We start from the raw sequence: 17,511 nt of genomic DNA on the forward strand, positions 1-17,511 counted from the left end.
TGTACCTCCAGTGATCGTCTGCCTAGCGTGGAGGCATGTCCACCGCACTCGCCGCCGCGGCCGCAGGCTTCGGCACCGGTCTCTCGCTCATCGTCGCCATCGGCGCCCAGAACGCCTTCGTCCTGCGCCAGGGGATCCGCCGGGACGCCGTCCTGGCCGTCGTCGGGATCTGCGCCCTGTCCGACGCCCTCCTCATCACCCTCGGTGTCGGCGGGGTGGGCGCCCTGGTGGTGGCCTGGCCGGACGCGCTCACCGTGGTCGGCTGGATCGGCGGCGCGTTCCTGCTGGGCTACGGACTCCTCGCGGCCCGCCGGGTGATCAGGCCCGGCACGGACGCCCTGCGCACGGACGGCGAGGCCGCGGGCTCACGCCGCCGGGCCGTGCTCACCTGCCTCGCGCTGACCTGGCTCAACCCGCACGTCTACCTCGACACCGTCTTCCTGCTCGGCTCGATCGCCGCCGACCGCGGCTCGCTGCGCTGGACCTTCGGGCTCGGCGCCGCGCTCGCCAGCCTCTGCTGGTTCGCCGCCCTGGGCTTCGGCGCCCGTCTGCTCGGCCGCTTCCTCACCCGCCCCGCCGCCTGGCGCGTCCTGGACGGCCTGGTCGCCGCCACGATGATCACCCTCGGGGTGCTGCTCATCGCCGGAGCCTGATGTCCGGAATCTGAGACCGGATGTCCATCAGGGCCGCGAAACCACAGGAGTTGCTGGGATAGTGACCCCCGGACCAGAAAGATGTAACGAGCAACCAGGGAACGCGTGGACACCAGCGAGAGCAGCACCGCACCCGAGGCCGGCACCGACGACGGCCCGAGTCCGCCGGACGGCCCCGGCCCCCGGCGCGGCTGGCGCCGCTGGGCCATGGACACCCGCCCGCTGCGCCGCCCCGCCTACCGGCGACTGTGGTGCTCCACCATCGTCACGGCCGTGGGCAGCCAGCTCACCGCCGTCGCCGTCCCCAAGCAGATCTACGACATCACCGGCTCCTCGGCCTGGGTCGGCTACGCCGGCCTCGCCGGACTGCTGCCCATGGTGCTGTTCGCCCTGTGGGGCGGCGCGGTCGCCGACACCATGGACCGGCGCAAGCTGCTGCTGATCACCAACACCGGTGTCGCCGTCACCTCGGTGCTGTTCTGGCTCCAGGCCGCCTCGGGGCTGGACTCGGTGGCCCTGCTCATGGTGCTGCTCGCCGCCCAGCAGGCGTTCTTCGGCCTCAACGCGCCCGCCCGCAACGCCTCCATCGCCCGGCTGGTCCCGCCGGAGGAACTGGCCGCCGCCAACGCCCTCGGCTCCACCGTCATGCAGACAGGCCTGGTCGCGGGCCCGCTGCTGGCCGGTGCACTCATACCTGTGATCGGTCTGCCCGAGCTGTACCTCATCGACGCGCTCGCCCTGTGCGCGACCCTGTGGGCCGTCGCCCGGCTGCCCGCGCTGCCGCCGCTCGCGGGTGCCGGCGCCCGGCGCGCCGGGGTGCGCGAGATCGCCGAGGGCTTCCGGTACATCTCCCGGCACAAGGTGCTGCTGCTGTCCTTCCTCGCCGACATCATCGCCATGGTCTTCGGCATGCCCCGCGCCCTGTTCCCGCAGCTCGCCGCCGAGACCTACGCCTCCTACGGCGAAGGGCTCGCCCTGGGCCTGCTGTTCGCGGCGATCCCCATCGGCGCGGTGCTGGGCGGGCTGTTCTCCGGCACGTTCTCCCGGGCGCGGCGGCACGGCTGGATGGTCATCGGGGCGGTCGTCGCCTGGGGGGCGGCGGTCGCCGGGTTCGGGCTGAGCGGCAGTCTGTGGCTCGCGGTGGCGTTCCTGGCCGTCGCCGGGGTCGCCGACATGGTGTCCATGGTCTTCCGCGGGGCGATCCTGCTGTCCGCCGCCACCGACGAGATGCGTGGCCGGATGCAGGGCGTCTTCACGGTCGTCGTGGCGGGCGGCCCGCGCCTCGCCGACGTGCTGCACGGTACGGCGGGCGCGGCCTTCGGCCCCCGCACCGCGGTCGCGGGCGGCGGCCTGCTGGTCGTCGCTCTGATGCTGTCGCTGGCGGCGGCGGTTCCGGCGCTACGCCGGTACCGGATCTGAGGGGCCCCGCCCCGGCACCGGCGTCCGCCCCCGGCGTCCGGCCCGCGGCTACAGCACCCCGCGCCGATGCGTCCCGTACTGCTCCATGAGCCGGTTGCGGGTCATCTCCAGCCGGTGGGCGAGGATCTCGGCCACGATCCGCACCAGCGTCATCCCGAGCGCCGGATCCTCCTCGCAGAGCTTCTGCACCGGCTGCGCCTGGAACTCGTAGGCGCGGACCGGGCTGAAGGCCTCCGCGCCGAAGTCCCACCGGTACGGCGGGAACAGCCAGGACCAGCCGAGCAGGTCGCCCGCACCGAGGCTGGCGACGGTGACCCGCTGCACCGACGTCACCTGCTGGACCAGGGAGACCGCGCCGGAGCGGACGACCCAGAAACGGTCGGCCGTGCCGCCCGCCTCGAAGATCCGGGTGTCCTCCGGGAACGAGACCTCCCGGGCCAGTTCCATCAGGCGCTGGCGCTGAGGCGGGGGAAGGGCGGTCAGGAGTTTGGTCGCTTTGGTCATGGCGCGGTGCTCCTCGCCGGAGATCGGTCGCGGTGCTTTCTCCACAGCCCATTTCAGCCGCTGTGCGCGTCGCGGGCACCTCGGCGGAGTCGACTTTCCGCGCGAGGGCAAAGAAAAGCCCTGGCTGGACGGGGGAGGCCAGCCAGGGCAGTCAAGGGTGGTGCCGGGAGGAGAAGTGCCATCCGTCCCGCTCACCACGTATGTATGAACGGTAAACCATCCCCAGAGGTTTCGCGTAACCGAAACCCGGCCGCGTGACCTGTTTCACTTCGCGCCGCCCGCGCGAGGCCGGGCCAGGACGTGCCGTACGCCAGGTTTGGACCCGGCAGCGGCGGTCAGGCGAACCATGAGGGCCGCACCACTCATGGGGAGTGAAGGGATGCCTGTCAACGACACGACGGACCGTGGGGACATGTCCGACGGCTCGAGCGGGGTGACGGGGCCCTACCGGCCCTCCGACGTCCGAGGAGCGATACGGGCTGCGGTGGCCGTGCGGTGCGCGGCCAACGGACGCCCGTACGACGAACAGGCCCTGACCGACGCCCTGCTCGTCGCCTCCGAACTGGCCACCAACGCCATCCTGCACGGCGGCGGGCTCACCGGCTTCGACGTCGAGGCCGGCGAACGGGCCGTCCGCGTCTCCGTGAGCGACCGCAGCGACCGGCTGCCGACGGTGACCGAACCGCTCCACGAGCCCGGTCGGTACCGCACCGGCGGACGCGGCTGGCCCATCGTCCGTCGGCTCGCCCGGGACGTCCGGGTGGCCGGGCTCCCGGACGGCGGCAAGTGCATCACCGCGATCGTGGCCGTCGTCTGAGCCCGCTGTGGGCGTCGTCCGACCCCGCCCGCCGTGAACGTCGTTCCGGCGGACGGAGTTTGTTCCTCCGGGCGCCGGGCAGACGGAGTTCGTGCTTCGGACCGGAGGCGCGCCGGCGGGAGCGGTATGCCCCCTCCAGGACGCTCCGGCGCCCCGGACGGCAGCGCCTCCCGCGGTCATTCCCTGAACCCTTCTTCAGGAGCGATTCCGCATGCCCATCGAGATGTCGACAAGCCGTGCCGCAGCATCCACCCGCACCACCGCACCGGCACGCCGTACCCACGACGACGCCCCCGACACCGCCCTCCCCTTCGCCCGGCTGGCCGCCCTGCCGGACGGGCCCGAGCGGGACGCCGTGCGCGGCGAGATCGTCACCGCCTGGCTGCCCATGGCCCACCGCATCGCCGGACGCTTCCGCGACCGCGGCGAGGCCGTCGAGGACCTGCGCCAGGTGGCGGCCCTCGGGCTGGTGAAGGCCGTGGACCGCTACGAGCCCGAGCGCGGCGCCTTCGAGAGCTACGCCGTGCCCACCATCACCGGCGAGATCAAGCGCCACTTCCGGGACCGCATGTGGGCGCTGCGCGTGCCCCGCCGGGTCCAGGAACTCCGCAACAAGGTGCGCGTCGCCCGCCGCGAACTCGCCGAGACCCCAGGCAGCTCCGAGCCCTCCGTCCGCGACCTCGCCGCCCGCACGGGCCTCACCGAGGACGAGGTCACGACGGGACTGGAGGCCATGGAGAGCTTCAGCACCCTGTCGCTGGACGCCGAACTCCGCGCCGGCGACGACGCGTACAGCCTCGCCGACACCCTCGGCGGCCCCGACTCCTCCTACGACGTGGTCGTGGACCGCGAGTCCGCCAGGCAGGGCCTGCGCAGCCTCCCGGAACGCGAGCGCGCCATCCTCTACATGCGCTTCTTCGAGGACATGACACAGAGCCGGATCGCCGACCGGCTCGGCATCTCGCAGATGCACGTCTCCCGGCTCATCAGCCGCAGCTGCGCCCGGGTCCGCCAGGAGGCCCTGGGCCGGCGCGCGCCCGACAGCTGAGCCGCCCGCACGGGCGGGCCGGGTGTAGGCCCAGGGGTCCTGGGCAGGCGAGCCGTAGCGGCCACGACGAGGCGGCTGCCAGGACGGCGACCGGACGGAGGTTCCATGACCGCGGCGGTACCCGAAGCGGCGGACGAGACGCCGGAGCCCGGCGAGATGGCCCGGCTGCGCGCCGAGGTGCGCGCACTGCGGGCCCGGGCCCGGGCGTACCCGCTGATCTCCCAGGCGCAGGGCATGCTCCAGGAGCGCTACGACCTGCCCGGCGCGGACGACGCGTTCACCCTCATGCGCCGCTCCTCGCAGCGGTACAACGTCAAGATGCGCACGCTGGCCGGGGCCCTGGTGACCACACCGCGTCCGGACGAGCGGACGGCGGTGTGGTTCCCCCGGCGGATCCGCCACCCCGAGCCCGCCCTGAGCTTCCTGCCGCCGGGGACGGAGGGCGCCCGCAGCAGGGGCGCGGTGCTGGGCGCCGTCCTGGACCGGACGCTCGCCGTGGTCGGCACCGAGATGGGCAACGTCCAGACCGTCGACCGGGTCAGGGGAGGGCTGCGCATCGAACGGCACACCGGGCTGACGGAGGAGTTCCTCGACTTCTTCGAGCACGTCGGCGAGGACGGCACGTCCTGCGCCAGGGCCGCCCGCGACGTCAGCCAGGTCACCGTCCGGGACGTGGAGAGCGACCCGGTGTTCAGCGAGCCCGCCCGCGAGGCCGTCCTCGCCGCCGGCAGCCGGGCCTGCCACAGCGTGCCCCTGACCACGGCGGCCGGACTCTGCGTCGGCATGGTCTCGGCCCACGCCGACGGCCCTCTCCCCGAACTGGACCGCACCCGGCTCAAGGCCCTGGACGTCCTCGGCGCCCAGGCGGGCCGCTGGCTCGCCTGGCACGAACGCACGGTCCTCCTGGACGCGCTGGAGTACCTGCACGCCCTCGGCCGCGCGGAACGCGATTCCCACCACCCACGGCACTGACCACCCACCGGAGACCGACGGACACACCTCGTCCCGGCCGCGGGTCCCTGCCCCGGTCGTGTCGTACGTCCCTCACCCCGCCCGGCACGGCACGGCCCCTCACCGCGGCCGCGCCACCGCCACCCCCAGCGGCCGTGCCAGGCCCAGTACCGCCTCGTCCAGCCGCTGGAGATGCCGCAGCACCCGGTCGGTGACCTGCCCGTAGCGGGGCGTTCCCGGCACCCCCGGCTTCAGCAGGGCGGCGATGCTCGGCCCGGTCACCACCTCGGCCTCGCCGGGCTCCTCGGCGACCCGCGCCGCGATCGCCCGGATGTTGTGCAGGATGCGCTGTCCGGCCCCGCGCAGCCGGGGATCCGCCGCGATCGACGGATGCGTGGGCAGCAGTTCGGCCGTGGCCGCCAGGGACCGCGCGTGGTACGCGCACGTCTCCAGGAGCGCGACGACATAGCGGGCGGTGTCCCGCCGGCTGCGCAGCGGCGTGACCGGATGCGTCAGCGGCTGGGTCGCCGCCCGCAGGTCCGCCAGCGCCTGGTCCAGGTCCCGGGCCAGGTCCAGCAGCTCGGCCGGCGGACCGCCGCTCAGCTGGTCGACGGCCGCCTCCGTGACGTCGGTCAGCCGGTCCAGCACGGTCACCAGCAGCTCGTTCGTCCGCCGGTCGGTGCGCACTGGCAGCACCAGCGCCGCCGCCACCACCCCGCAGGCCGCCCCCAGCGCCGTCTCCTCGATCCGCAGCACCAGCACCGACAGGCTGTAGGTGTGCAGCAGCGTGTACAGCACGCCCAACGCGGCCGTCACGAAGAACGACATCAGCGTGTACGACAGCGGTGCCGTGTAGAACATCGCGAACACGCACAGCAACACCACCGCGAACGCCGTCCACGTGTGGTGTCCGACGGCCCCCGCGAGCCCGATGCCCGCGACCACCCCGAGCACGGTCCCCAGCAGCCGTCGGTAGCCCTTGACCAGGATCTCGCCGGTCGAGGCGGTGTTGAGGAACACGATCCAGCAGGTCAGCACCGCCCAGTACCACCGGTGCTCGGACAGCAGCTCGCCGCCCACGATGGCCAGCGACGACCCGACCGCGACCTGCACCGCGGCCCGCGTGGTCGGCCGCCGCAGCCCGGTGTCGTGTTCCTCCTCCTCGGCGCCGATGGCCGCGTCCTCCGCGTCCAGCTCCTCCCGGGAGCGGGCCGTCTCCGCACTGTCGTCGGACTCGTCCTGCGGCCCGTCCAGCGCGATCCGCAGCCCCAGCACCGCCCGCGCCGCCTCACCGACCCCCCGGAACACGTCCTGCACGGCCGGCGACGCCTTCGGCAGGTTCTCCTCGTCCCGGTACCCGAGCAGCCGGTTGCGCACCTGCGCCGTGCCCGCGCCCTCCGCACCGGCCACGACGGGATGCCGTACGAGCATCCGCAGCGCCGTCAGGTCCCGGCGCAGGGTGTCGAGCGCCTCGTCCCGCACCGGCAGACGGCCGCCCTCCGGCACGGGCGCGCCCGGCAGATGCAGGGTCAGGGTGTCGGCCCGCTCGGCGCTGCGCGCGGTCAGCAGGAGCAGGCCCAGCCGTTCCGCGGTGATCTCGGCGTCCGCGACGCGCCGCTGCACCAGCCCGGCCACCGAGGCGTCCGGCGTGCCCTCCTCCAGCCGGCCCTGGATCATCATCGCGGTCTCGTGCAGCCGGGCGGTGCCCTCGCGCACATGGTCGAGGGCCTTCTCCACGTCGTCGGGACCGGCGTCGAGCAGCTCCAGCTGGGCGGCGATGAGCTGCGCCAATCGGGCCCGGAACGCCTCCCGCAGCCGGTCGAGGACCCCCGCAGGAGACTGGGGCACCAGCACGAACCGCGCCAGCGCGCTGCACCCGAACGCGACGGCGATCACTCCCCACAACCCCGCGAGGTTCCCGGTGGTGGCCCCGACGAACAGGGACAGGAAGTAGACCTGGAAGCCGATCAGCCCCAGCGCCGTGCCCCGGTCGCCGAACCGGCGGCCGTACACCGCGAAGAAGATGAGCACGACGAAGAAGAGGTCGCCGATGACCACCCGCGAGCTGAGCAGCGCCGCCAGCGACACCGAGGCCAGCGCCACCGGCAGCCCCAGCGCCAGGGTGACGGCCTGCGCACCCGGCTGCTTCTCCCGGATGGCGAAGGTCGCGACCATCGCCGCGATGGCCCCCGCCACGAGATGCTCGACGTCCGCGCCCAGCAGCGACAGCAGGGCCAGCGTGAGCGAGATGGCCCCCACCGTCCGCAGTCCGGCCGCCAGGCGCAGCAGCCCGGGGTCGGACGCGGCGATCCGGTCCTTCCACCGGGCCACCGCCCGCGCCCCCGTGCCGGTCACCCGGACCCGGTACCCGTGCCCTCGACGTGCGCCCGTACCTGCTCGGGCGTCATGTAGGCGTCCGTGTACTCGAAGTCCTTGAGTTTGTTGGCCCGGCGGGTCTGGAAGCCGGTGCGGACGAAATCGTCGCCCGCGACGGCGTTGAGCGTCCAGTTCGTCAGCACCCGCGCCTTGGCCACGCCCGTGCGCAGCGCCGACCAGTGGTAGCCGCGCGCCACGGCCTGCGCCGGCAGCCCCCGCAGCTCGATGCCGAGCGGCTTGGAGACGGCGTCTGTGCCGCCCAGGTCGACCACCAGACCGAGGTCCTTGTGCACGTACGGCCGCATCTCCTGGCCGCGCAGGGTCGCGATGACGTTGTCGGCGACGACCTTGCCCTGGCGCATCGCGTGCTGGGCGGTGGGCGGGCAGACCGCGCCCTCCTCACCCTTGGCGGCCTTGGCCTCGTCCGGCACGGCGGCGGCGTCGCCGAGCGCGAACACCCCGTCGTGACCGGGCAGGTTCATCTTCGAGGTGACCGCGAGCCGGCCGCGGACCGTCTCCGCGCCGAGCGTGGCGATCAGCGGGCTCGCCACCACCCCGGCGGTCCAGATCAGCGTGCGGGTCGGGATCACCCGGCCGTCGGTGAAGGTGACCTCCTCCGGGCCCGCCTTGGCGATGGACACGCCCAGCGAGATCTCGATGCCGCGTTTGCGCAGCACCTCCTGCGCGCTGCGGCCTAGCTTGTCGCCCAGCTCCGGCATCAGCTTGGGGGCGATGTCGATCAGATGCCACTTGATGAGGCCAGGGTCCAGCCGCGGGTAGCGCTTGACCGCGTTGTGCGTGAGCAACTGGAGACAGGCGGCGGTCTCGGTGCCCGCGTAGCCGCCGCCCACGACCACGAACTGGAGCCGCGACGCCCGCTCGGCGGGGTCCGGGCTGGCGTCGGCGAGGTCGAGCTGGGTGATGACGTGGTCGCGGATGTACGCGGCCTCCGCGAGCGTCTTCATCCCGAAGGCGTGGTCGGTCAGCCCCGGGATGTCGAAGGTACGAGTGATGCTGCCGGGAGCCAGCACGATGTAGTCGTAGGGCTCGTCGACGATCTCGTCGGTGATGGTGCGGATGACGCAGACCTTCGAGGTGAGGTCCACGCCGACGGCGCCGCCCGGGATGATCCGGGTGCGGTACTTGCTGCTGCGGCGCAGGGACAGGGCGATCGACTGGGGCGTCAGCACCCCCGAGGCGACCTGCGGCAGCAGCGGCAGATAGAGCTGGTAGGCGAACGGCGTCACCAGGGTGATCTCGGCCTCGTCCGGGGAGAGTTTGCGTTCCAGACGCCGAACGCACCCCACTCCCGCGAAGCCCGCGCCCACCACCAGGATCCTGGGTCGTGTCACGATGTCCATCCCTTTCTGCGGCTCCAGGCGGTCTGCCCGACGTCATGCGCGTGCCCGCCCGCAGGCGCCTCGCACCTCATCGATCCCACCGCGCCCGGCCGGGTTGCGCCAGCCGGGCGAGGCATGCAGACGAACGTTTCTCCTGAGGCCCCGGTCGTACCCGCCGGGGCCCCCGTTCAGTCCCGGTGCGAGGCACCGGTGGAACGCGTCCCTCCGCCCGCTTCCCGAATGCGGGCGGAGGGACGCGGGCGGAGGTCCGCCCGCTTCCCGAATGCGGGCGCCCCCGAGGGGTATGGGGGAGCTGTGGAGTGCGAGGAGGGGGAACACCGTGACCATCGACGACGGAATATGGTCGTACGCGCCGGGCAGCGGTCATGCCGAGGGACAGGATCTCACCGGGTACGCCGTCGTGGCGTCCGACGGCACGCTCGGGCAGGTGGAACGCGAGGCCGCGCCGCACGGCCTGCGCCATCTCGTCGTCGACACCGGCCTGTGGCTGTTCGGGCGGAGCGCCGTCGTCCCGGTGGGCGTGGTGGCGTCCGTCGACCCGGCGGCCCGGAAGGTCACCCTGTCCTGCACCCGGGACGAGGCCAAGAAGGCCCCCCGCTTCCGCACCGACAGCGAGACACGGGACCCCGCGTACCTCGCCGGCGTCGGCGCCCACTACCGCCGCCCGACCTCGCGCGGCACCACTCCGGCCTGAGGCGGCCGGCCCGGTCACCAGGGCAGGAAGACATGGACGTCCTTGCCCGCCCCGGTCGACACCACGCTGACCTGGTCGCACAGCGCGTGGACCAGATGCCAGCCGATGCCGCCGCCCCCGCTGTCCGGCCGGAACGGACGCGGCTCGGGCACGGCCGGGCTGGTGTCGGCCACCACGACGTGCACCCCGTCGAAGGTGGGGCGCAGCCGCAGCTCGAACGGGCCCGGCGCGTACTGCACGGCGTTGGCGGCCAGCTCCGTCACGACCAGCACGATGTCGTACCGGCACTCGGGGGCCGAGGGCGGTGAGACCCGCGCCAGCTCACGGAGGAACTCCTCCGTGGCCAGCCGTGCCCCCGTCACGTCCCGTGGCTCGCCCGCGAACCGGGCGCTGCGCGCGCGGAACGCCCAGGAAGTCGATGAGTCGTTGCCGCGCGGCTCGGTTGCCATGATCATGTGCGGTCCCACGGCCCTCGGGGACCGTCGTCCTTTCTCGTACGGCTCTGTCGCGTCGCCCCTTTCAGGGTTCCCGTGCGCACGTCGGCTACGCGTACGATCCAGACTCACCTCAGCGGAACACGTCGTCCGCGTCGTCCCAGCTCAGTACCTCCTCCAGGGGACTCTGCCGGGGCAGCCGCGCCCGGGCCTGGTACATCGCCTCGATCTCCGCCGCGTAGTGCGCCACGATCGAGTCCCGGCGCAGTTTCATCGACGGGGTCAGCAGACCGTTGGACTGGTCGAACGGCTGGGGCAGGATACGGAAGGCGCGGATGGACTCCGAGCGGGACACGGTGCTGTTGGCCGCGGCCACCGCGCGCGCGATCTCCTCCCGCAGCGCGTTCTCCTCGCGCGCCTCCCGGCTCGGCGTGTCGCCGTGCAGCGTCAGACTGCCCCGCCAGTGCGCCAGGAATTCGGGGTCCAGGGTGATCAGCGCCCCCACACAGGGCCGGTTGTCGCCCACGACCACCGCCTGGTGGACCAGCGGATGCATCCGCAGTCGCTGCTCCAGCGCGGTCGGCGCCACGCTCTTGCCGCTGCTGGTGATGATGACGTCCTTCTTGCGCCCGGTGATCGTGAGATAGCCGTCGGAGTCCAGGAACCCGAGGTCCCCGGTGGCCAGCCAGCCGCCGCGCAGCGCGGCCCGGGTCGCGTGCTCGTCGTTGACGTATCCCTGGAACACCGACGGGCCGCGCACCAGGATCTCCCCGTCGTCCGCCACCCGCAGGTCGGTGCCCGGCAGGGTCTGCCCGACCGTGCCGGACTTCTCCCGGCCCAGCGGCTGCATGGTGACCCCGCCGCCGGTCTCCGTCAGACCGTAGCCGTCGTGGACGTAGATGCCGATGCCCTCGTAGAACAGCGACAGGTCACGGGTCAGCGGGGAGCCGCCCGAGGTGGCGCGCTGGACACGGCCGCCGAGCGCGGCCCGCAGCTTGCGGTAGACCGTCCGCTCGAACAGGGCGTGCTGGAGCCGCAGATCGAAACCGGGCCCGGAGCCCCGGCCCAGCCGGTGGCGCTCCACGGCCGCCGCGAAGTCCCGGGCCGTATCCGCCGCCCGCTCGAACAGCGACCCCCGGCCGGTCTCCTGGGCGGCCCGCAGAAAGTTCTTGTAGATCTTCTCGAAGACCGACGGGACCGCGTAGAGATACGTCGGGCGGAAGGACAGCAGCGCCTCCGAGAGCGCCGCCGCGCTCAGGTCCGGCTCGTGGCCCATCAGGATGCCGCCGCGGATGCACAGGCCCTGGATCATCAGTCCGTACACATGCGAGAAGGGAAGGAAGGCGAGCACGCTCGCCTGCTCGCCAGGGGGCGCCGCCGTCTGCCCCCAGCCGTCCAGCAGGGTGTCGCAGTTGCTGGCCAGACCGGCGTGGCTGAGCGCGCAGCCGAGCGGCCGGCCCGAGGTACCGGAGGTGTAGGCGATCACGGCGGTGGAGTCGGGCAGCACGATCCGGCGCAGCGAGTCCACCGTGGTCAGCGGCACCAGTTCGCCGCGCCGCGTGAGGTCCTCGAACGCGCCCGCGTCCAGCTGCCACACATGGCGCAGCGTGCGGAGCGTCGCGCACACCGAGCCGACGGTCATGACGCTCTGCTCGTCCTCGACGACCACGCCCACACAGCCGGAGTCCCGCAGGATCCACTCGACCTGCTCGCGCGAGGACGTCGGGTACACGGGTACGACCTCGGCACCCACCGCCCACAGCGCGTAGCTGAGAACGGTCCACTCGTACCGGGTGCGCGCCATGATCGCGACGCGGTGGCCGGGCGAGATCCCGGACGCGACGAACCCCTTGGCCAGGTCGACGACCTCGTCGCGCAGCTCGACAGCCGTCACCTCGTCCCAGGCGGCGGCGTCGGGGGTGCGGCGGCGGGCCAGTACCGGGAGCGTCGGGGTACGGGCCGCTGTCTCGAAGACGCTGTCGGCGAGCCCTCCGGTCAGGGGCGAAACGGCTGGGGGAGCGAGAGCGAAGTCGCGCATACGCTGCTCCTGACATGTACGAAGGGTGACTCCGTCGACGAGAACTGTTATCGACCGTGGCGAATGTAGCCCAGGTGGGACCGGTTGTGTCCGGTAACTGAGTAAGTAAAGCGCCTTGATGATCTCGGCGGCCGCCGGAGCATCATGCCTGCGTGTGCCGCACGCAGGTGGTGACGACCTCGCGCAGACTGCCCGTGCGCTCCCACACCTCGCGCTGCACCTGAGACCCGTTGCCGTCCCGCAGCAACGCCGCACAGGACGCACGGGCCCGCTCCAGATCCCCGCTGTCCGCCAGCGCGTCCGCCACATGCTCCAGCAGATCCCGTACGACGCTCTCGGCGGACGCGTGCCGCATGGTCAGCGGATGGACCAGGTCCCCCGTCAGCCCGGAGCGGGCCGCCTGCCAGTCGGCCAGCCGCAGCAGGCTGATGCTGTGGTCCACCGGCTTCTTCCCGGCCGCCCAGGCCCGGGCCGCCGTCTCCACGAGCCCGCGCACCAGCGTGGCCACCAGCACCGCGGTGTCCGCGTGCAGACAGACGTCCGCCACCCGCACCTCCACCGTCGGATAGCGCGCCGACAGCCGGGCGTCGAAGTAGACCATCGCCTCGTCGAGGATCGTGCCGGTGGCCACCATGTCCGCCACCCGCCGGTGGTACTCCTCGGCCGGCCCGAACAGCTCGGTCGGACCGGCCGACGGCCAGCGCAGCCACACCCGGCGCCGATAGCTGCTGTACCCCGTCTCCCGCCCCTGCCAGAAGGGCGAGTTGGCGCTCAATGCCATCAGCACCGGCAGCCACGGCCGGATCCGGTCGAGGACCGCGACGCCCTCCTCGTCCGACTCCACCGAGACATGGACGTGACAGCCGCACACGATCTGCTCACGCGTCGCGATGCGGTACTGGTCCGCCATCCACCGGTAGCGCTCACCGATGCTCACCGAGGGGCGCACCGCCAGCGGCGAGGTGGCCAGCGCGGCGACCGCGCACCCCGCCTCCCGGGCGTGCCGCGCCGCCTCCCCGCGGATCCGGACCAGATCCCCGGCCAGCTCACCCATCCTCGACTGCGGATGGGTGGCGAACTCGACCATCTGGTTGTGCAGTTCCTTCTGGAAGACGGGCTCCTGCTCCGCCGGCTCGCACCGTGCGGCGCGGGCGAGGACCGCGGCGGACAGCGCCTGCGGCTCCCCGGTCTCCGGGTCCACCAGGAGGAGTTCCTCCTCCACTCCGACGGTGCGCACGGGATGCGGCCTTTCTCTGGCGGTTGGTACGCCCCCGACTGCCCAGCCTGGGTGCGTTCACACGGCGGACGGCGTCAGCCACACGGTGGCCAGGGGCGGCAGCGTGAGGTGGATCTCCCCGTTCGCCGCCTTGACCGGGTCGGGGTGCCCGACCCCGCCGCCGCCGTAGTGGCCGGCGTCGGTGTTGAGGACCTCCGCCCACGCCGGGGCCTCGGCGGGCACCGCCAGCCGGTAGTCGTGTCGGACCACCGGCGAGAAGTTGCTGACGGAGAGCAGCGGGGCGCCGTCGGCGCCGTACCGGAGGAAGGCGAAGACGTTGTCGTCGGCGGCGTCCCCGACCACCCACCGGAAACCGGCCGGGTCGGTGTCGCGCTCCCACAGCGCCGGCGTCGCCCGGTACACGGTGTTGAGATCCCGGACCAGGTCCCGCACCCCCCGGTGGTCGCCCGCGGACGCGTACCCGGGGTCGAGCAGCCACCACTCGGGCCCGTGCGCCTCGGACCACTCGGCGCCCTGCGCGAACTCCTGCCCCATGAAGAGCAGCTGCTTGCCCGGATGCGCCCACATGAAGCCCAGGTACGCGCGGTGGTTGGCGCGCCGCTGCCACCAGTCGCCGGGCATCTTGGAGACCAGCGCCTGCTTGCCGTGCACCACCTCGTCGTGGGAGATGGGCAGGACGTAGTTCTCGCTGTAGGCGTACACCATCGAGAAGGTCATCTCGTTGTGGTGGTACTTGCGGTGCACGGGCTCCTTGGCGATGTACTGGAGCGAGTCGTGCATCCAGCCCATGTTCCACTTCAGCCCGAACCCCAGCCCGCCGCTGTCCGTCGGCCGGGTCACGCCGTCCCAGGCGGTGGACTCCTCCGCGATGGTCACGACCCCCGGGTTGCGCCGGTAGACGGTCGCGTTCATCTCCTGGAGGAACGCCATCGCGGCCAGGTCCTCCCGGCCCCCGAACACGTTCGGCTCCCACTGCCCGGAGTCCCGCGAGTAGTCGAGGTAGAGCATCGAGGCGACGGCGTCCACCCGCAGCCCGTCGATATGGAACTCCTCGCACCAGTACGTGGCGTTGGCGACGAGGAAGTTGCGCACCTCCACCCGCCCGTAGTCGAACTCGAACGTTCCCCAGTCCGGGTGCTCGGCCCGCCGCGCGTCCCCGGGCTCGTACAGCGGATCCCCGTCGAACCGGGCCAGCGCCCAGTCGTCCTTCGGGAAGTGCGCCGGCACCCAGTCCACGATCACCCCGATGCCCGCCCGGTGCAGCGCGTCGATCAGGTGCTTGAGGTCGTCGGGGGTGCCGAGCCGGGCCGTGGGCGCGTAGAAACCGGTGACCTGGTAGCCCCAGGAACCCGAGAAGGGGTGGTGCGCGACCGGCATGAACTCCACGTGCGTGAAGCCGAGGTCGGCGACGTACGCCGGCAGCTCCTCGGCCAGCTGACGGTAGGTCGCCCCCGGGCGCCAGGAGGGCAGATGGACCTCGTACACCGAGAACGGCGCCACGTGCACGGGCACGTCGCCCCGGTGGGCCATCCACGCGTCGTCCCCCCACGCGTAGTGCGAGGTGTGCACGATCGACGCCGTGTCCGGCGGGACCTCCGCGCGCCGCGCCATCGGGTCCGCCTTGAGGAAACGGCCACCGTGGCGCGAGGTGATCTCGAACTTGTACCGTGCCCCCTCGCCGATGTCCGGCAGGAACAGCTCCCACACCCCGGACGCGCCGAGCGAGCGCATCGGGAACGCGGTCCCGTCCCAGCAGCAGAAGTCGCCCGCGACCCGCACGCCCCGCGCGTTCGGCGCCCACACCGTGAAGCGGGTTCCGGTCACCGCCTGGTGCGTCATCGGCTCCGCGCCGAGCGCCCGCCACAGCTCCTCGTGCCGCCCCTCCCGGATGAGATGCAGATCCAGGTCACCGAGCGCCGGCAGGAACCGGTAGGGGTCCTCCACCTCCCGCTCGTCCCCGGCGTACGACACCCGCAGCGTGTACCCGGGCACCGCGTCGAGCGGCAGGACTACGGCGAAGAGGCCGTCCTCCTCCGAGACGAGCGGGGTGGACGCGCCGTCGACCACGACACTCACGGAGTCGGCGAAGGGCCGCAGGGCCCGGAACAGGACCCCCTCCGGCACCGGATGCGCGCCCAGCAGGGAGTGCGGGTCGTGATGCGCTCCCGCCAGCAGACGCGCGCGGTCGGCGGGGTCGAGCGCGGGCGCCGCGAGCGGCCGGGGACCGGCCGCCTCGGGGAGGGCGGTGTCGCGCAGGGCCATGGGTCAGCCTCCTCGGACGGCGAGTCGTTCGATCGCCGCCATGGGTACGGGTAGCCAGTCGGGCCGATTGCGGGCCTCGTACAGCACTTCGTAAACGGCTCGATCCGTCTCGTAGGCACGCAAAAGGGCGTGTTTCTTCCGTGGATCCCAACCGGCCCGGGCCGCGTAGCCCGCGCAGTAGGCCTCCCGGCAGCGGCGCGCCCACTCCGGACGCCACGGGCGGCGCTGCCGGGCGGCGTAGTCGAAGGAGCGCAGCATGCCCGCGATGTCCCGCACCGGGGAGTGCGCGAGGCGCCGCTCCGCCAGCGGACGGGACGGCTCGCCCTCGAAGTCGATGACGAACCAGTCGCGTCCGGCCCGCAGCACCTGCCCGAGGTGCAGATCGCCGTGGATGCGCTGGGCCGGCGGACCCTGGTCGCACACGGCGAGCGCGGCGAACGCCGTGGTGAGCCCCGGCACGAACGGCCGCAGCGCCGGCACATGGTGCGCGGCCGCCTCCAGCCGCTCGGTCATCGCCGCCGCCGTACGCCCGTCCTCGGCGTCCGGCCCGGCCGGGAGGGCCGTGGCCAGCGCCAGATGGACGTCCGCCGTGGCCCGGCCCAGCTCCGCCGCCTCGGCCGTGAAGTCCTCGCCGCGGGCCAGCGCCTGGAGCGCCAGCGTCCAGCCGTCCGAGGCATCCGGCAGGAACGGCTGGAGCACACCGAGCGTCGCCTCCTGCGGATGCGTCGTCCGGAACCAGGCCACGGGCGCGGGCACCCGCCCGCAGCCCTGCCCGGCCAGCGCGACGGGCACCTCCAGATCGGGGTTCACCCCGGCCTGGATCCGCCGGAAGATCTTCAGGATGAACGCGTCGCCGTACACCAGCGACGTGTTGGACTGCTCGGCCTCCAGCAGCCGCGGCGCGAGTCCGGCCGGCACCGGAACCGACGGGTCCGACTCGAAGCACAGCGGCCCCAGCGTGCCGGGATGGCGCATCCGCTCCAGGAGCAGATGCGCCGACCGCGGATCCTGCAGGGCGTCGTGGACCGTCAGCCCGGCCAGCGGGCCCTCCTCCACCCTGCCGATCAGAGCCCGGCCCAGCCGTGGTGACAGATGCTCCTGGAGACCGAGGAGCAGCTGGTAGCAGTCACCGGCCGGGGGAGTGTTCCCCGGCGTCGGAACGCCCGACTGCCCCGCGTGCAGGAGGAGATGCAGACAGCCCGGATACAGCTCCGTCATCGACAGCATGCGCAGATCGGTGAGGGGCCGGTCCTTGCCGGCGAACCAGCGCTGCCGCGGCAGCCACTCCCGCAGGAGGGTGGCCAGCGGCCCGACCGAGCGGACACCGCTCGCGGTGCTCGGTCGCAGGGGGGCGGTCTTCGTCACGGTGACCCATCCTTTCCTCGGCGCACGCTCACAGGCGTCGGCCGACCCGGGCCGCGGCTCGGGTGAGCCGGAACCAGTAGAAGCCGTGGCCCGCGAGCGTGAGCAGGTAGGGCAGCTCGCCGATGGCGGGGAAGCGCACCCCGCCGAACAGCTCGACGGGGTGACGCCCGTCGAACCGGCGCAGGTCGAGTTCGGTGGGCTGTGCGAAGCGGGAGAAGTTGTGCACGCACAGCACCAGGTCGTCCTCGTACTCGCGGAGGAAGGCGAGGACGGCGGGGTTGGAGGACTGGAGTTCGGTGTAGGTGCCCAGTCCGAAGGCGGGGTTCTGTTTGCGGATCTCGATCATGCGGCG

15 protein-coding genes are annotated in these 17,511 nt (G+C 72.8%); 6 read left to right on the top strand and 9 right to left on the bottom strand.

All coding sequences use genetic code 11. The annotated features are described in order from the left end of the window. Positions 1–35 precede the first annotated feature (35 nt). Together ACZ6D7_RS44755 and ACZ6D7_RS44760 are read left to right on the top strand one after the other, a co-directional pair. Positions 36–653 carry a LysE/ArgO family amino acid transporter gene (locus tag ACZ6D7_RS44755; RefSeq protein ID WP_469504054.1) on the top strand — a complete coding sequence of 206 codons (618 nt, stop codon included), beginning with the start codon at positions 36–38 and terminating at the stop codon, positions 651–653. Positions 654–758: 105 nt separating this feature from the next. Next, on the top strand, positions 759–2,072 hold the full coding sequence (locus ACZ6D7_RS44760) for an MFS transporter (RefSeq protein WP_469504057.1): 1,314 nt from the start codon (positions 759–761) through the stop codon (positions 2,070–2,072). A 48-nt stretch (positions 2,073–2,120) separates the two neighbouring features. Here ACZ6D7_RS44760 and ACZ6D7_RS44765 read toward each other — a convergent pair whose 3' ends face one another. Beyond that, positions 2,121–2,576: a cyclic nucleotide-binding domain-containing protein gene (locus ACZ6D7_RS44765; RefSeq protein WP_469504060.1), complete on the bottom strand. Its 456-nt coding sequence runs from the start codon at positions 2,574–2,576 to the stop codon at positions 2,121–2,123. A gap of 412 nt (positions 2,577–2,988) precedes the next feature. Between ACZ6D7_RS44765 and ACZ6D7_RS44770 the strand changes: the two genes are divergently transcribed. The 3 genes from ACZ6D7_RS44770 to ACZ6D7_RS44780 all read left to right on the top strand — a co-directional run bounded on the left by ACZ6D7_RS44770 (position 2,989) and on the right by ACZ6D7_RS44780 (position 5,413). Next, the gene (locus ACZ6D7_RS44770; protein ID WP_469504062.1) at positions 2,989–3,393 is read left to right on the top strand and encodes an ATP-binding protein; all 405 of its coding nucleotides are present in this window, start codon (positions 2,989–2,991) and stop codon (positions 3,391–3,393) included. Between the two features lie 211 nt (positions 3,394–3,604). Continuing rightward, positions 3,605–4,441 (top strand): SigB/SigF/SigG family RNA polymerase sigma factor, encoded by an 837-nt coding sequence (locus ACZ6D7_RS44775; RefSeq protein ID WP_469504064.1) that lies wholly within the window; start codon positions 3,605–3,607, stop codon positions 4,439–4,441. Between the two features lie 105 nt (positions 4,442–4,546). Further along, on the top strand, positions 4,547–5,413 hold the full coding sequence (locus tag ACZ6D7_RS44780) for an ANTAR domain-containing protein (RefSeq protein ID WP_469504067.1): 867 nt from the start codon (positions 4,547–4,549) through the stop codon (positions 5,411–5,413). 99 nt (positions 5,414–5,512) lie between these two features. Here ACZ6D7_RS44780 and ACZ6D7_RS44785 read toward each other — a convergent pair whose 3' ends face one another. After that, positions 5,513–7,747 (bottom strand): FUSC family protein, encoded by a 2,235-nt coding sequence (locus ACZ6D7_RS44785; RefSeq protein ID WP_469504070.1) that lies wholly within the window; start codon positions 7,745–7,747, stop codon positions 5,513–5,515. Next, complete coding sequence (locus ACZ6D7_RS44790; RefSeq protein ID WP_469504072.1) at positions 7,744–9,129, bottom strand: NAD(P)/FAD-dependent oxidoreductase; 1,386 nt, start codon at positions 9,127–9,129, stop codon at positions 7,744–7,746. The genes ACZ6D7_RS44785 and ACZ6D7_RS44790 overlap by 4 nt, the downstream gene beginning before the upstream one ends. Before the next feature lie 319 nt (positions 9,130–9,448). Here ACZ6D7_RS44790 and ACZ6D7_RS44795 point away from each other — a divergent pair, with 319 nt between their 5' ends. Next, complete coding sequence (locus ACZ6D7_RS44795; RefSeq protein WP_469504075.1) at positions 9,449–9,823, top strand: PRC-barrel domain containing protein; 375 nt, start codon at positions 9,449–9,451, stop codon at positions 9,821–9,823. Between the two features lie 14 nt (positions 9,824–9,837). Here the strand turns inward: ACZ6D7_RS44795 and ACZ6D7_RS44800 are convergent, their stop codons facing one another. From ACZ6D7_RS44800 to ACZ6D7_RS44825, 6 genes are all read right to left on the bottom strand, one after another. Beyond that, entirely contained in the window at positions 9,838–10,272 is a 435-nt protein-coding gene (locus tag ACZ6D7_RS44800; RefSeq protein WP_469504094.1) for an ATP-binding protein, read from the bottom strand. Between the two features lie 118 nt (positions 10,273–10,390). After that, on the bottom strand, positions 10,391–12,295 hold the full coding sequence (locus tag ACZ6D7_RS44805; RefSeq protein ID WP_469504078.1) for an AMP-dependent synthetase/ligase: 1,905 nt from the start codon (positions 12,293–12,295) through the stop codon (positions 10,391–10,393). A 142-nt stretch (positions 12,296–12,437) separates the two neighbouring features. Then, the gene (locus ACZ6D7_RS44810; RefSeq protein WP_469504081.1) at positions 12,438–13,532 is read right to left on the bottom strand and encodes a glutamate--cysteine ligase 2; all 1,095 of its coding nucleotides are present in this window, start codon (positions 13,530–13,532) and stop codon (positions 12,438–12,440) included. Between the two features lie 57 nt (positions 13,533–13,589). Next, positions 13,590–15,794 carry a 1,4-alpha-glucan branching enzyme gene (gene glgB, locus ACZ6D7_RS44815; RefSeq protein WP_469504084.1) on the bottom strand — a complete coding sequence of 735 codons (2,205 nt, stop codon included), beginning with the start codon at positions 15,792–15,794 and terminating at the stop codon, positions 13,590–13,592. Between the two features lie 3 nt (positions 15,795–15,797). Then, positions 15,798–17,159: a maltokinase N-terminal cap-like domain-containing protein gene (locus ACZ6D7_RS44820; RefSeq protein WP_469504086.1), complete on the bottom strand. Its 1,362-nt coding sequence runs from the start codon at positions 17,157–17,159 to the stop codon at positions 15,798–15,800. Between the two features lie 28 nt (positions 17,160–17,187). Further along, a partial coding sequence (locus ACZ6D7_RS44825) for an alpha-glucosidase C-terminal domain-containing protein (RefSeq protein WP_469504089.1) occupies positions 17,188–17,511 on the bottom strand: 324 nt, incomplete at its 5' end.

This window comes from Streptomyces sp. NPDC041784 (genome assembly GCF_055591025.1).

What these genes read in the sequence shown, in the direction of transcription:
- ACZ6D7_RS44755 (WP_469504054.1), top strand. Translation starts at nt 36, where the DNA reads ATGTCCACCGCACTCGCCGCCGCGGCCGCAGGCTTCGGCACCGGTCTC.
- ACZ6D7_RS44765 (WP_469504060.1), bottom strand. Translation starts at nt 2,576, where the DNA reads ATGACCAAAGCGACCAAACTCCTGACCGCCCTTCCCCCGCCTCAGCGC.
- ACZ6D7_RS44770 (WP_469504062.1), top strand. Translation starts at nt 2,989, where the DNA reads ATGTCCGACGGCTCGAGCGGGGTGACGGGGCCCTACCGGCCCTCCGAC.
- ACZ6D7_RS44775 (WP_469504064.1), top strand. Translation starts at nt 3,605, where the DNA reads ATGCCCATCGAGATGTCGACAAGCCGTGCCGCAGCATCCACCCGCACC.
- ACZ6D7_RS44780 (WP_469504067.1), top strand. Translation starts at nt 4,547, where the DNA reads ATGACCGCGGCGGTACCCGAAGCGGCGGACGAGACGCCGGAGCCCGGC.
- ACZ6D7_RS44790 (WP_469504072.1), bottom strand. Translation starts at nt 9,129, where the DNA reads ATGGACATCGTGACACGACCCAGGATCCTGGTGGTGGGCGCGGGCTTC.
- ACZ6D7_RS44800 (WP_469504094.1), bottom strand. Translation starts at nt 10,272, where the DNA reads ATGGCAACCGAGCCGCGCGGCAACGACTCATCGACTTCCTGGGCGTTC.
- ACZ6D7_RS44805 (WP_469504078.1), bottom strand. Translation starts at nt 12,295, where the DNA reads ATGCGCGACTTCGCTCTCGCTCCCCCAGCCGTTTCGCCCCTGACCGGA.
- glgB (WP_469504084.1), bottom strand. Translation starts at nt 15,794, where the DNA reads ATGGCCCTGCGCGACACCGCCCTCCCCGAGGCGGCCGGTCCCCGGCCG.